At 60.5% G+C, this 14,062-nt stretch carries 13 protein-coding genes; 1 reads left to right on the top strand and 12 read right to left on the bottom strand.

All coding sequences use genetic code 11. The features are described 5' to 3' along the window. Window positions 1-94: 94 nt before the first annotated feature. The 8 genes from RYB09_RS08105 to RYB09_RS08070 all read right to left on the bottom strand — a co-directional run bounded on the left by RYB09_RS08105 (window position 95) and on the right by RYB09_RS08070 (window position 7,867). Window positions 95-1,291: a PotD/PotF family extracellular solute-binding protein gene (locus RYB09_RS08105; protein WP_122258632.1), complete on the bottom strand. Its 1,197-nt coding sequence runs from the start codon at window positions 1,289-1,291 to the stop codon at window positions 95-97. Further along, a complete protein-coding gene (locus RYB09_RS08100; RefSeq protein ID WP_058400829.1) occupies window positions 1,288-2,295 on the bottom strand; it encodes a CobW family GTP-binding protein in 1,008 nt (335 codons plus the stop codon). Before RYB09_RS08100 ends, RYB09_RS08105 begins: the two co-directional genes overlap by 4 nt. Further along, window positions 2,292-2,591, bottom strand: coding sequence for a hypothetical protein (locus tag RYB09_RS08095; RefSeq protein WP_003431302.1), 300 nt, complete (start codon window positions 2,589-2,591; stop codon window positions 2,292-2,294). The genes RYB09_RS08100 and RYB09_RS08095 overlap by 4 nt, the downstream gene beginning before the upstream one ends. Window positions 2,592-2,613: 22 nt before the next feature. Then, the gene (locus RYB09_RS08090; protein ID WP_316887847.1) at window positions 2,614-3,363 is read right to left on the bottom strand and encodes an SDR family NAD(P)-dependent oxidoreductase; all 750 of its coding nucleotides are present in this window, start codon (window positions 3,361-3,363) and stop codon (window positions 2,614-2,616) included. Window positions 3,364-3,394: 31 nt separating this feature from the next. After that, a complete protein-coding gene (locus tag RYB09_RS08085) occupies window positions 3,395-4,156 on the bottom strand; it encodes an SDR family NAD(P)-dependent oxidoreductase (protein ID WP_058409583.1) in 762 nt (253 codons plus the stop codon). 10 nt (window positions 4,157-4,166) lie between these two features. Beyond that, the gene (locus RYB09_RS08080) at window positions 4,167-5,507 is read right to left on the bottom strand and encodes an MFS transporter (RefSeq protein ID WP_058409584.1); all 1,341 of its coding nucleotides are present in this window, start codon (window positions 5,505-5,507) and stop codon (window positions 4,167-4,169) included. A gap of 27 nt (window positions 5,508-5,534) precedes the next feature. Further along, complete coding sequence (locus RYB09_RS08075) at window positions 5,535-6,416, bottom strand: polysaccharide deacetylase family protein (RefSeq protein WP_004658231.1); 882 nt, start codon at window positions 6,414-6,416, stop codon at window positions 5,535-5,537. 77 nt (window positions 6,417-6,493) lie between these two features. Next, window positions 6,494-7,867, bottom strand: coding sequence for an amidase (locus RYB09_RS08070; RefSeq protein ID WP_316887844.1), 1,374 nt, complete (start codon window positions 7,865-7,867; stop codon window positions 6,494-6,496). Between the two features lie 347 nt (window positions 7,868-8,214). On the opposite strand from RYB09_RS08070, the gene RYB09_RS08065 reads away from it, so the two are divergent. Continuing rightward, the gene (locus tag RYB09_RS08065) at window positions 8,215-9,207 is read left to right on the top strand and encodes a GntR family transcriptional regulator (RefSeq protein ID WP_371217845.1); all 993 of its coding nucleotides are present in this window, start codon (window positions 8,215-8,217) and stop codon (window positions 9,205-9,207) included. A gap of 446 nt (window positions 9,208-9,653) precedes the next feature. On the opposite strand, the gene RYB09_RS08060 is transcribed toward RYB09_RS08065, so the two are convergent. The 4 genes from RYB09_RS08060 to RYB09_RS08045 are packed head-to-tail and all read right to left on the bottom strand — an operon-like array spanning window position 9,654 to window position 13,986. After that, complete coding sequence (locus RYB09_RS08060) at window positions 9,654-10,082, bottom strand: group I truncated hemoglobin (RefSeq protein ID WP_058400825.1); 429 nt, start codon at window positions 10,080-10,082, stop codon at window positions 9,654-9,656. Then, on the bottom strand, window positions 10,082-10,957 hold the full coding sequence (locus RYB09_RS08055) for a DUF3034 family protein (protein WP_058408047.1): 876 nt from the start codon (window positions 10,955-10,957) through the stop codon (window positions 10,082-10,084). Before RYB09_RS08055 ends, RYB09_RS08060 begins: the two co-directional genes overlap by 1 nt. A gap of 3 nt (window positions 10,958-10,960) precedes the next feature. After that, a complete protein-coding gene (locus RYB09_RS08050) occupies window positions 10,961-13,315 on the bottom strand; it encodes an EAL domain-containing protein (RefSeq protein ID WP_219170019.1) in 2,355 nt (784 codons plus the stop codon). Beyond that, entirely contained in the window at window positions 13,312-13,986 is a 675-nt protein-coding gene (locus tag RYB09_RS08045; protein ID WP_219170021.1) for a methylamine utilization protein, read from the bottom strand. The genes RYB09_RS08050 and RYB09_RS08045 overlap by 4 nt, the downstream gene beginning before the upstream one ends. Window positions 13,987-14,062: the final 76 nt, after the last annotated feature.

Here is a 14,062-nt window from a genome sequence, read left to right as displayed (position 1 = left end):
CATTGGCACGATGGTGTTCTGACGATTATCGTTCCGCACGCTCCAGCGTGGGAATGCCGTTCTGGACGCTCTGCGTCAGCTCTTGAATGCGTGCCTAACGCGCTTTGGCGCTGCTTTTGCCACTGGCGCGCAGGATGTCGTTCCAGCGGCGGACCAGGTAGTTGTGTTCGTTCATGACCGAGTTCCACACCGCGATGTGGCCCATGCGTTCCTCGTAGGAACCGCCGTCGCGGATCTCTCCGGCGTCGATCAGTGGCAGGCCGTCGCTGCCGAGCAGTTGCTCGCGGGCAGGCAGACCGGCGTACCAGTAATCCCATTCGGCGGCGCTCAGATGATCACGACTGCGCGCCGGATTGCCGATGTAATACCCCTGCCGTGCCATTACTGCGCCCGGCCAACCGGACAGCCACCAGTTCAGGTAGGCGTAGGCTGCATCCAGCACCGGGCCTTTGGCGTGGCGTGATAACGACAGCCCGCCGAACCAGCCGCGATAACCCTCTTTGGGCACTGCAACACGGTACTTCACACCTGCGCGGTGCAACCTGACCAGGGTCGGTGACCAGAGGCTCTGAATGTCGATGGTCGGGCTGAGCATCAGTTCGGCGGCTTCTTCGTCGTCTGACCAGAACGCGCCAAAATGCCCTTGCTGCTGTTTACGCACCAGCACGTCGGCCAGCACGTCGATTTCTTCGATGCTCATGTTGCCGATGTCCTTGAACGCCGCCAGCCCCGCGCCCTGCACGGCCAATGCGGCATCCAGAGCGCCGATGGCAGCATCGCTCTGCAAGGCGATGCGCCCACCCCACACAGGGTCGAGCAGCCAGCCCCAGCTTTCGTCAGCAGGGCTCAGCCCATCCGGCAAACGCTCGGGGCGATAGGCAAAACTGTCGGCGTTGTGGGTCAGCGGCAACATGCTGATGCGCTCAGTCACCGTACTGCCCAGGCTGCCATCATGCTGCACGAACAAACGTTCACTGGGCACACTGCCGCTGCCCGGTTGGTCGGTGGGTCTCAGTCGCCCCTGTTTGGGCAGGTCATTGATTTCATGCCAAAGCGCGATGCGCCGCGTGTCGATGGGTTGAATGGCCCGCGCAGGCCAGACGAAATCAACGTTATGAAACCACTGATCGTAAAGGTCGTAGCTGTCGGGCTGCATGACCGCGATGCGTTGCGCGGTCTGCACGTCATGGATCTGATAGATCAGCTTGATGCCCAGCTCCTGCTCGGCCCGCTCACGCAAGGACTCCAGCAAGGTCACGGACGTACCCAGCACACGCAAGGTAATGGTCATGCCGCAGACTCGCTGAGTGACGGCGCGAAGCTGCTGGAAAACACCTCAAATGAACGGCGCAGCAACTCGGGATCAAGACCGCGCAGGATGAACACCAGCCGGGAAGTACGATCCTCTCCTGGCCAGGCTGCAAGATGCACCGGCGCATGCAGGCAATGCTGCACACCATGAATCACGATGGGAGCCTGGTTGTCGTTCACGTTAAGCAGTCCTTTGACACGGAGGATTCGTTCACCGTGGCATCTTAACAGCATCGACAGCCACACCCCGAAACCGACCCAGTCCAGAGGCCGCTCGAACGTCAGGCAACAGACTTGTGCATCCCCATGCCGCGCGGAGGTCGACGACACCCTGTGCAGTTGCCAGCGCGTCACTTCAGCGGCCGGTTCTTCGCTGCGTATGCCCTCACCCAGCAACAGTTGATCGCCACTGTGGATCTGCGCCGTATCCCGCAGCGGCGCAGAGAAATTCAGCGCTTGCAGATGCTGACGAAGCGCGTCCAGTGCGGGCTGATCGACCAGATCGGTCTTGCTCAACAACAGCCGGTCCGCCGCCGCGATCTGAGCCAGCCACTCCGGATGCAGACGCTCTTGCAGTGTCGCGTGGCAGGCGTCCACCAGCGTGACGATCAGGCCGATATGAAAACGCCCGCGCAGTTGCGGATCATTGCTCAGCGTGGTGAGAATCGGGGCCGGATCCGCCAGGCCGGTGGTCTCCAGAATCACCCGGCGAAACGCTGGAATCTCGCCACGATTACGCCGCTCCAGCAGGCCGAGCAACGCATCTTTCAGTTCCCCCCTGACGGTGCAGCAGACACAACCGCTGGGCAGCAGAACGGTATCCGGGGCAACCTCTTCAACCAGCAGATGATCGATACCGACATCGCCGAATTCGTTGATCAACAGCGCAGTTTCGCCCATGTCTTCATCGGCCAGCAGGCGTTTGAGCAACGTGGTCTTGCCGCTGCCGAGAAAGCCGGTAATCACATTGAGAGCAATGCTCATGAGGACCTCTGCAGGTGGTCGAGCAAACGGGAATCCAGCGGGTCGAGCGGGCGACCAATCAGTAACTCGGCTTTCTGCCAGAGCTGCTCCAGGCCGGTCGCCAGTTCCTGCTTGCCGGTAGCCCCCAGCAGAAGGTAGGAAACGCCCTGAAAGTCCTCGACCTTGAGACGAAACGGCGCCACGACCTTGTTGATCGCAGCAATACGCCGCAAACGCTCACGCCGCCGGGGCAGCTCGGCAGCCAGCGGGTCGCTCCAGTGCACGTCTTCGCCCAACAGCCCGCACAATCCACACATCAGGTGTTCTCCAGCAGTTTGCTCATGGCATGACGTCGCCTGAATTGGGGCCAAGCGTCTGGCCGACGAACAGGTTGCCACCCGGCTCGCTGGCCAGCAGCACAGCCACCGGCGCAACTTCCTCGGCCAGACCGAAACGTCCCAGCGGCAACTCGGCAGCCTTGGCGGTTTTCCACGCGCTGCTGATCCCGGCAACCAGCGGTGTTTCGATAGGACCGGGAGCGATGGCGTTGACCAGCACGTTGTCCTTGGCGACTTCCAGCGCCAGGGATTTGCTGAAACCGATCACCCCGGCCTTGGCGGCGGCGTAATGGGTCAGTTCGGCACCGCCCTTGATGCCCAGTTGCGAAGCAACATTGATAATGCGCCCCCAACGCTGGGCAATCATGTGCGGCAAGGCGCGCTGGCTGGCCACGAATACGCTGGTCAGGTCGACGCGCAGCATGTCGTTCCACATCTCGATGCTCAGGTCGACGCAACGTGCCTGGGTCAGCATGCCAGCGTTATTGACCAGAATGTCGATGCCGCCGAAATACTCGACGCAGGCATCGACACTGGCCTGCGCACCCTCGACGCTGCCGACGTCGGCCACGCACTCCTGCACCTGCGCGCCGAGCTGACGGCAGTGTTCGGCAACCTTGGCCAGATTGACCGGATCACGATCGCCCAGCACCAGGTGCGCACCTTCACTCGCGTAGGCAAGCGCGATGGCAGCACCAATGCCGCTGCCTGCACCGGTGATCACCGCACGTTTTTGTTTGAGCTGTTGCATGGGTCGGGTTCCTTGGTTGAGTTTGCGCGATCTATCCCGGCCAGCGCACGGTCAGGCCGCCATCGATCACGATGCTTTGCCCGGTCAGGTAACTGGCTTCGTCGCTGCACAGAAAACGTACCAGCGCAGCGACTTCGTCCGCTCGGCCGACTCTGCCCAGCGGGATTGCTTTGGCCGCCTGCGCCAGACCCTCAGGGCCCAGCGAGTTCTTGCTGTCCAGCGACTGTGGCGTTTCGATCAAACCGGGAATCACCGCATTGCAGCGGATGCCCTTGGGCGCCAGTTCCACCGCCAGCGAGCGACACAACCCTGGCACACCCGCCTTGGCGGCGGCGTAATGGGAATGGTCCTGCCAGCCGTAGACACCACCGGCAATCGAGGAGATCGCCACCAGCGAACCGCCCTCGTCCATATGCCGGGCGGCGGCGCGAAAAGTACGCATCACGCCGGTCAGGTCAACGTCGAGCATCTCGTCCCAGCGTTCGTCGGTCATTTCCAGCAAGGGCGCACGACGCAACAATCCGGCATTGGCCACTGCATAATCGATTCGGCCATAGGCCTTGATCGCAGCCGCAGCCAGATCGTCGACCGACTCGGTGCTGGTCACGTCCAGCGGCAGCATCAGGCATTCGCCACCCGCCGCCTCCACCAGCCTGCGGGTTTCATTCGGGTCATGCGGGTCAGCCGGATAGAAACCGCCTGCCACCGCAACACCGTGCCGGGCAAAAGCCACTGCCAGCGCCTGGCCGATGCCGCTGGCGGCACCGGTTACTACTGCAACTTTACGAATCATGTGTTGCTCCTCATTTCACGGTTTCAGGTCGCACATGCCTGGCCGCAAACATCAGTGCACCCGACAGGAAGCAAGGCAGCGCGCCGAAATACAGCGCCGAGGTCTGCCAGTCTCCGCCTGCACTCAATACCGACGTGGCACCGAAGCCTGCGACCACGGCACCGAGCGGGCCCATGGCGTGAATGATTGCGCCGCCCGTTGCACGAATGCTGGTCGGGAAGCTTTCGCTGATGAAGAACAAGGCCGCCGAGTAAGGGCCGATCAGAAAGAACAGGCCAAGGCTGTACAAGCCAACGACCGTCACCATGTTGCTCGGCCCGTAGAGCATGCCGGCGAACGCCAGACCACCCAGCATCCAGCCAAGACCGATCACGTTACGACGACCGATGCGGTCCCCCATCCAGCCGTGACACAGGTAACCGCAATAACCCACCAGGTTGGACAGCACCAGAATGATCAGCGAGTTCTCGAACGAGATGTGGTGAACGCTGACGATCACCGTTGTGCCCAGCACGCTGAACACCTGAATCGCCGCCCAGTTGAGCAGGATCGCAGCACCGATCACCAGCGTGGCGCGGCATGAAGAACCACGGAAGGCAGCACCGATCCCCGCTTTGCTGTGCTCGTCGTAATCGACCCCGTAGGTTTGCGCCACAGCCTGTGCCTGGCTCACGTCGCCCTTCTTGCGCAGTTGGGTGATGCGTTGATGGATCTGGAACTGCGGGCTCTCTTTGAGCTTGCGCGCCATGATCGCGATGACGATGGCCGGGATGGCCGCGAACACGAAGCAACCCTGCCAGCCAATGATCGGCAGCAGCACAGCGGTCAGCCCTGCTGCGATCAAAGCGCCGACCGGCCAGCCGCCCTGCACCAGGCTGTAGATGAAGCCACGGCGCTTGGCCAGACGCGGGTCGTCGGATGCCGCGTAGATTTCGCTCAGGTAGGTCGCGTTGACGGTTTCTTCGGCATAACCCAGACCGCCCAGCGAACGAATCAGGATCAGCGGCGATTTGCCCCATGATCCGCCGATGGCCGTGAGCGCCGAGCAGATCGCCGAACCGCTCACGGTGAAAATGATACCCACGCGCCGTCCCAGGCGATCTACCAGCGGACCGATGGCCAGTGCCACCACCGCGGTGCCGACCGCGACCCAGGTCGCGATTTCGGCCTGTTCGACCTCACTCCAGCTGAAATGCCGACCGATTTCCGGTAACAGCGTGCCAAACAGAATGAAGTCATATACCGCAAACACCCACGCGAAAAACGCAATCCATGTGGCGAACCGTACTTGCTCCGGAGTCAGTTGCTCAGGTTTCCAGCCGGTCAGGTCGAGCTTATTGTAAATGGACATGAGTGACGCCTCGGACAGGGCAATGAATCAGCGGGTACGGGGGTTACGACGCACGAAGTCGTCGGCAATCTCGTCGAAAGTGACGAACTTGACGCCTGCATGGCTTTGAATGTGCTCGATCAAGCGCTCCAGCATCAGCAGCACTTGCGGGCGACCAGACACGTCCGGGTGAATGGTCATGGTGAATACAGCGTGTTCGTGTTCGCGATAGACCCAGTCGAACTGGTCGCGCCACATTTCTTCCAGGTGCCGAGGGTTGACGAAACCGTGGCTGTTCGGTGCCTTCTTGATGAACATCATTGGCGGCAGATCGTCCAGGTACCAGTTGGCCGGAATTTCCACCAGATCGGTTTCTTCGCCACGTACCAGCGGCTTCATCCAGGTATCCGGATGCTGGCTGTAATCGATTTTGGTCCACTTGTCGCCCACCCGAACGTAGTAAGGGTGGAAGTCGTTGTGCATCAGGCTGTGGTCGTACTTGATGCCTTTTTTGAGCAGCAGCTCGTTGGTGACGTTGCTGAACTCCCACCATGGCGCGACATAGCCGGTCGGGCGTTTGCCGGTCATTTGCGTGATCAGTTCGATGGACTTGTCGAGGACGATCTCTTCCTGCTCCGGGGTCATCGCAATCGGGTTTTCATGGCTGTAACCATGCACACCGATTTCATGCCCGGCATCCGCCACGGCTTTCATCTGCTCGGGGAAGGTCTCCATGGAGTGCCCCGGAATGAACCAGGTGGTGCGCAGACCGTAACGCTCGAACAGCTTGAGCAGACGCGGAGCGCCGACTTCACCGGCGAACAGGCCGCGGGAAATGTCGTCCGGCGAATCCTCGCCGCCATAGGAGCCCAGCCAGCCCGCTACCGCATCCACATCCACACCAAACGCACACAGAATTTCTTTGGCCATCTTTGTTCTCCCACGGGTTAATCAGAACGGCTTCGCGATTTACCGCACGCGGGCCGGTTTCAAAATTCACAGGTTGTTCAAGGGGCTGCGATCAGTGCTTCCACGGCCAGCGCTGCGCGTAGCAACCGTGCGTCTTCCCCCGCCGGAGCGCTAAGCAACACTGCGGTGGGCAGGCCGGAGGCATCACTGCCGCTGGGCAGCGACACGCCGGGCATGTTCAGCAGGCTGCCCGGCATGGTCAGGCGCAGCGTGGCGAGGTTGGTTTGAACGAACAGGTCGTCGTCCTTCAGCAGCGGTGCGAGCGGCGGCGCCACATGAGCAACAGTTGGAGTAATCAGCAGCGCGCCATCGAGTTCGAGGGTCAATTGCTCCTGCAAACGTTCGCGCGCGGCGTACAGATTGACCAGCAGGCTGGCGGGCATATGCCGTGCGGCCTCCAGGCGCTTGCGCACTCTGGGGTCGAGCTGGCTGGCGGCGTCGCTGTCGAGCAACGCCTGATGCAGCGCGAACGCCTCGGCTGCACCAAGCCAGCCCTGTTGCTGGGTTAACAGCAACGTGGCCTGAAATGCCTGGCAAGGCTTGACCTCGATCAGCGCACCGCTTGCACGCAAGGCTTCAACAGCACGCAACAGGTTGTCGCGAACGGCCGGCGTGACGCGTTCGTCTTCCAGCACCGCCTGATCGAGCAGGAAACGTTGACCGGCCAGGCTGCGTGGTATCAACGATGAAGGTTTGCTGCGCGCACAGAGCAGATCGTCGATCACTAGAGCGTCGCGCACACTGCGGGTCAGTGGCCCGACGCTGTCCAACGTCAGCGCCAGCGGGAAAACGCCGTCGCGGCTATAGCGGCGGCTGGTGCTGCGAAACCCCACCAGACCGTTGAGCGCTGCCGGCACACGAATAGAACCGGCGGTATCGGTGCCCATGGCGATCGGTACGGTTCTGTTGGCGACGGCGACTGCCGAACCCGAAGACGAACCGCCAGGAATACGTGGCGAGCCGTCGCTGTTGGGGTTGATCGGCGTACCGAAATGCGGGTTCAGGCCCAGCCCTGAATAAGCGAATTCACTGAGATTGGTCTTGCCCAGGCTGACCATCCCGGACCGTGCCAGCAGCCCGACACTCGGCGCATCCAGCAGCGCGGGGGACAGGTTGTTGCGCACCGCGGCGCCGGCGGTTGTGACGCTGCCTGCCACGTCGAAAAGATCCTTCCAGGCGATGGGCACGCCGTCGAAGGGGCTCAATGGCTGCCCTTGCTGCCAGCGGGCCGCAGACGCTTCGGCTTCCCTGCGTGCCCGTTCGATACTCATGGAAATGAACACATGATCGGCGCGTGCCGCCTGTTGCAGCGCCTTGTCCAGAGCCTGCACAGGGTCACTGCGCCCTTGAGCAAAATCCTCGGCCAGTGCGCAGGCATCACCGGTAACGCTGTGACTCCCGGTATCGGTCATGGACATCACACCCTCAAAAATGTACTTATTAATAAAATGTACATTTAACAAAGGCAGGTTCCATGCCAATCTGCATGTCGCGACGCCCTGACCCGATCAAGCTGACGGCCCTTTCGCGCTGGAAACGCCGTACTAGAAACCTTTTTGCAAAGGCATCAATCAGTTGCGATAAGGCGTCGTGGGCGAACAGGATCGTCATAAAGAAATAATGTATCTTTTACAAAAGATACATTTTAGTGCAAAAAAGTAACGGTGGCCCCATGAGCGAGCATCAGGACGTGGCCCAGGGTGACAACGGCGCATCTGTGCGAGAATTGCCCGTCAACCGCCAGAAGTGTATGAAACCGATGTCAGAAGAGGACACGCGCACCGCGTCGCGTTACGCCACGATCCGTGAGGTGTTGCGTAACGCAATCGTCTCGGGTGCGGCTGCCAATGGACTGGTGCTGCTTGAAGCACCGTTGGCAGAACTGTTCGGCACCAGCCGGGTGCCGGTGCGCAAGGCGCTCAATCTGCTGCATGAAGAAGGCTTGATCAGCCGTTTCGATGGCCGGGGTTATCTGGTCAATCCTGACGCCGGGGAAGTCGAGCCGTTGCGGTTGAGCCTGAGCCACAAGCAGTTCGGGCTGGACAGCAGCGAAGAGCTGGTCGACACCCGCCCACTCGGCGAACGTATTCATGACGAGATCGGCGCGGCGCTGTCGGCCTGTATCGCCTTTGGTCATTATCGGCTGGATGAACAAAGCGCCGCGCAGCACTACGGCGTCAGCCGCGCGGTGGTTCGCGAGGCGCTGATGCGTTTGCGTGATCGCGGCCTGGTGGAAAAAGAGCCTTATTCACAGTGGCTGGCAGGGCCGCTGACGGCCCGGGAGATCACCGAAGACTACGAACTGCGCGCCTGCCTTGAGCCCGAAGCCCTGCGCCAGACCGCGCCGCAGCTGAGTCGCGAAACTCTGGAGGCCATGCTGGCCAGAGTCATTCAGGCGCAAAATGCCGAACAGTGCAGCCTGGAGGAAATAGAGCGCCTTGAGGACGACCTGCATCAGCAGTGTCTGGGCGGCCTGCAAAACCGCAAGATCGCTACTCTGATCAGTCAGGCGCAGAGCCCGATGATCATCAACCGGATTTTCTACCGGTTGCTGGAAATTGGCGCGGATGAAGCGATGCTGGCCGAGCACCGGCTGATCATTGAGTTATTGCTGCACGGTGCTTTCGACGCCGCGGCCTTGAACCTCAAGGAACACCTGCAACGCGCCCGGCAGCGCATGCTCCAGCGCCTGAAAGTGCTGTCGGTGCTGCCGGAGCAGGAAGTGCCGGGGTACCTGACGCGACTGAGCTGAGGCGGGGCTGGAAGATTCATTGCACACGCTCCAGTGGGAACGCTGTTCTGGATGCTCTGCGTCCAATCCTGAGCGCGCGGTGCGGCGACGATTTGTGACGCGGAGCGTCACCAACGGCATGCCAACGCGGAGCATTGGCACGATAGTGTTCTCGCGTAAGTGCTCTCCCTGAAGATTATCGTTCCGCACGCTCAGCGTGGGAACGCTGTTCTGGACGCTCTGCGTCCAATCCTGAGCGCGCGGCGCGGCGGCGATTTGTGACGCGGAGCGTCACCAACGGCATGCTAACGCGGAGCATTGGCACGATAGTGTTCTCGCGTAAGTGCTCTCCCTGAAGATTATCGTTCCGCACGCTCCAGCGTGGGAATGCCGTTCTGGACGCTCTGCGTCCGATCCTGGACGCGGAGCATTGGCACGATAGTCAGAGTGCATTTAAAGGCTACGAATTACTTGCCAACCACGTCGCCACGCATTGGCGCCAACCGGGCTATCAAACGGTTCTGGACCGGAACCGGAACGTTTTCGGTGTCCATCGCTGCGATCAGGTTTTCAACCAGCGCGTTGAAGTCGCTGGGGGTAAGGTTCTGGCCCTTGTGCGACTCGGCCATGCTGTCACCGGTGTAGCGGCACGGGCCGCCCGCTTCGACGCAGAACTGCTCGACCAGTTTGTCGCGCAGACGCACGATGTCGACTTTCTTGAAGTGCTCGACAATCCGGTCATCCTTGGCCACGTTCATGAGCATGCCTTCGACGATGCGCTGGATGCCGGCACGCTGGCCAAGGTCTCGATACAGACTGTCATCCTTGGGGGGCTGTTGCTGTTGGGCGCAACCGGCCAGTACCGTCAGCATCAGACAGATCAGCAAGCGTCTCATCAGAAACTCCCCTGCACAGACAGATAAGTGCCGTTCTGGTTATCCAGCGTGGCGATTTCGCCCAGACGGGCGTAGGCCAATACAACGGACAAGTGCTTGTTGGGGAAATAACCGAGAAACACATCTGCCCAGTCGCTTTCTCCAGCAAACGAAAGGTTATCCGGCTTTTCGCGATATTCGACGCCCAGCGCCCAGCGCGGATTGAACAGCACCGCTACCGAGCCCTCCTTGAGCAGACTGCGGCTGTCACGCCGGTCCCCGCCAAACCCGAGCAGGCCGGTTTCGTTGGCGCGGCTGTAACGCATGCCACCGTTGACCACGACGTTGTAGCCAAACGCCGCGCCCATGAACAGCCGACTGGCCGTCAGATACCCTTCGACATCCGAATCACGCTTGGCACCCACCAGACTCGGGATCAGGAAATCGTTCTGATGCTTGTACTGCACGCCCAGCGAAACCTGCGGCAGGCTTTCATAGATCAGGTCGCCGAACAGGCGCACTTTGACGCCGAACACGTCCTGACTGAGGTTGTCGTCCGGCAGACTGAGCCTGTGCTGCAGGTTGCTGATATCGAAACGTTGGTGAGCATAGGAAAACTCGACGCGGTTGCCATAGGCGACGGCGAGGCCTGCCACATCAAGGTTGTAGTCGGGCAGATTGACGTGCGTGGCGAAGGCTGTCGCGCCCCACTCGCCCTGCTCGCTGTAACCGGTGATCACTGCCCATGGAGTGATACCGCCACCGGCGCTGCCTTCAATGCTGGTCGCGCCGCCCGTGGCAATCAGCCGGCCGTTGTCGCCCAGCGCGAGCGTCGGGACAACCCCTGCCACGCCCGCCAACAGATAACCCAACAGTAATGATGTCTTGTAGGACATGGATTAATTCACCATAAGACTGGGTGATGCCTGATACGTAGCAATCCATGCCTCGAATGCTGACGCTGTCAGCGGCCGACTGATCAGGTAACCCTGGGCCGTATCGCAATGCCACCGCCGGAGCAGGTCCAGACTGTGTTGGTACTCGACACCCTCTGCCACCACCTTGAGTCCGAGGTTGTGGCTCATTTCAATGGTCGACCGCACGATCACCGCGTCTTCGCTGGTTTCATCCAGGTTGCGCACGAACGACTGGTCGATTTTCAACTCCTGCACCGGCAAACGCTTCAAGTGGGCCAGTGACGAGTAACCGGTGCCGAAGTCATCGACCGACAGGCTGATGCCGCAGTCGCGTAGACGGTGCAGGACCACCAGGGCTTTCTCCGGCTCGCTCATGACCGCGCTCTCGGTTATCTCGAATACCAGTTGTTCGGCAGGCACCGCGTATTGCTTGAGCAGTTTCATGACGTAGCCGGCCAGATCGTCGCCCAGCAGGTCGTCGGCGGAAATGTTGACCGATACCTGCAGCACCAGACCGCGCTGGCGCCATTCGGCCAGCTGACGCATTGCTTCTTCGATAACCCAGTTGGTCAGCAGGTTAATACTACCGGTGCGCTCGGCCAGGACGATGAATTCGGCTGGCGAAACATTGCCAAAGCGCGGGTGAGTCCAGCGCAGCAGGGCTTCCGCCTGACGAACATAGCCCTGACGGATATCCAGTTTGGGTTGGTAATGGAGCATCAGCTCGCCATTCTGCGGAGCCTTGCGCAGGTCGCGGATCAGACATATCTGACGCTGGTGAGCGAGGTCACGTCCGTCCTGGTAGATCTGCAGGCGACCGGGAATGAACGCTGCATCCTTGCGTGCAATCGCCGCACGGTTGACCAGTTCCTGAGCCGAATCACCGTGTTCCGGATAAACCGTGATGCCTATACAGCACTCAAGCATCAGATCATGGTTGTCGATACGTTGCGGCTCGCTGAGCAAACGCTGCACGGCATCGGCCATGCCCACCGCGCCGTCACTGGCAGTGTTGTCCAGCAACAGCAAGAACTCGTTGGCACTCAGCCGTGCCACCGTGTCGCCAGACCGCAAATTGCCCTGCAAACGCTGCCCCAACTGGCGTAACAGTTGCTCAACGCCTTCGGCACCCGCACTTTCGTTGATCGTGGCCAGGTTCTCGATGCCCAGGTACAGCAAGGCGACCGTGCGATTTGCCGCAATCAAACTGCCAAGACGTTCCATCACCAACGCTCGATTGGGCAGGCCGGTCAGGTTGTCGTGCAGAGCGTTGTGAGCCAACTGCCCTTCGCGCACGGCGATGCCCTGTTGCATGGTGTTGATCGCGTCGGCGAGCATGCCCAATTCGTCACTGCGCACCAGGGTTACCGGCGTTTTATAGTCGCCATCGCCAATACGTTTGGCCGCAATAGCCAGCTCCTGCACAGGCAGCGACACGCTGCGGGCCAGCGCCAGCGTACCAAGCAGCGACGCCAGCAATGCGATCATGGAAATCCAGAAAATCTTTTCATCCAGCGGCGCAAACGCTTGATAGGCCTTGTCCAGCGGGCTTTGCAGGAGCGCGATCACTTGTCCGCCGTCGCCATTGCTGCTTTTGGCAAGCATCAGCGTCTGGCTGAGGAAGTTAAGGTTCGCTTGCTCGGTCAGCAGCATCTGCCCTTCTGAAGAACTGCGCATCAGCTCGACCAGCCCCGCGTGCATGGCTGGCGGCTGGGTACTGATCAAATCACCGGACTGACCGTTTTCCACCGTGAGAAACGACACTTCCAGCCCACTGAGAGAACGCAGCTCTTCGGCAATGCCACTGTCGATGGTGAAGCCCATCACCACGCGGCCTATCGGCAGCGGCGCAAGCACGGTACTTTCCACCAGCAAATGAGGTATTCCGCCCCCCGGAATAATAAGCACTGACTGACCAGCACGCTTGGCGTTGCGCAGCGCCTGGTCATAGACAAACCTGGACCCCTCCGGCACTTCTTTCTCGGTACTGGCAACCACCACGCCATCCATGCCCAGCAGGAACATATCGCTGGCATTGATGCGTTTGCCATGATTGAGCAGTACCGATCGAATGGTCGATGAGTCGGCACTCGCTACAGCATCACGAAACCCGAAGTCGGCCGCCAGCAGTTGCACGGCATCACGCAGGCGCTTGCCACGCAGATCAATCAACCGCTCGAACACGCGGCTACCCACTTCCAGTTGCGCCTGAGCCTGGGTGCGCACCGCGTCGCCGGTCGCAACCTTGACCGCGAGAAAAACTGCGGCCACGACAATCAGCAACAGGGCAATCAGAACCCCGGCGATGCGCGCCTGAAAGCTGGCTTTAAATTTCATTCATGTGCGGCCTTGTGAAAAGCGTCGCCGAAACCACCGGGGGCCGGCTTGCCGGGTTTGTCCTCGGCTTTCACTTCGACCGCGAGGTTGAAACGCTGGGTGAGGCCCGATGCGGGCACATCGAATTCACCGCCCGATACAGGCTGCATGTCTTCAATTTGCGGATGCCAGAGCGTGGCAGCGTAGTGTCCGGCTGGCACCTGATCGAGTTTGAGCAGGCCATTGCTGTCCGTCACGCCGAACCAGGGTTCGTCCGTGACATAGATGTAGCCGACCATCCAGTCATGGATGTTGCAGCCCAGCACCACCACACCAGGCTTGTCGAACAACAGCGGTTCCGAGGGGGTGCCTTCGTAAAGTCGCAACTCGAAACGCTTGGCCGGGGAAAAGGAATAAACCTGATGGCGGATGTTGTCGCTGTTGGGAAACTTGACCTGCGTGCCGGTATGTATCGCCAGCACATGGGGTGCAAACTCCTGGTCGCGCTGGTCCATGGCAGCCTTGAGCACAGCGGGCGACGGATCAGCCGGGCCTTTGAGCGTCACTACTGCATCTGCGAGGGGCTTGCCCTGCTTGTCGAGTACCTGCGCGGTAAAGGTAGAAGCCGATGCATTCGCAGCCGATGCCATCCATAGTCCAGCCAGTAATGCCGAAATAAATACGTTGGTCATACCTGATTCAACCCATAACGGCAGCGCCGTAAATGAAATAAGCCAGCGCTGGCCAGCACGGACTGGACCAACAACT

It is taken from the genome of Pseudomonas syringae group sp. J254-4 (assembly GCF_032586855.1).
Lineage (GTDB): Bacteria > Pseudomonadota > Gammaproteobacteria > Pseudomonadales > Pseudomonadaceae > Aquipseudomonas > Aquipseudomonas amygdali.
Note: the sequence above shows the minus strand (reverse complement) of the source record. Positions and strands in the feature narration are given on the sequence as shown.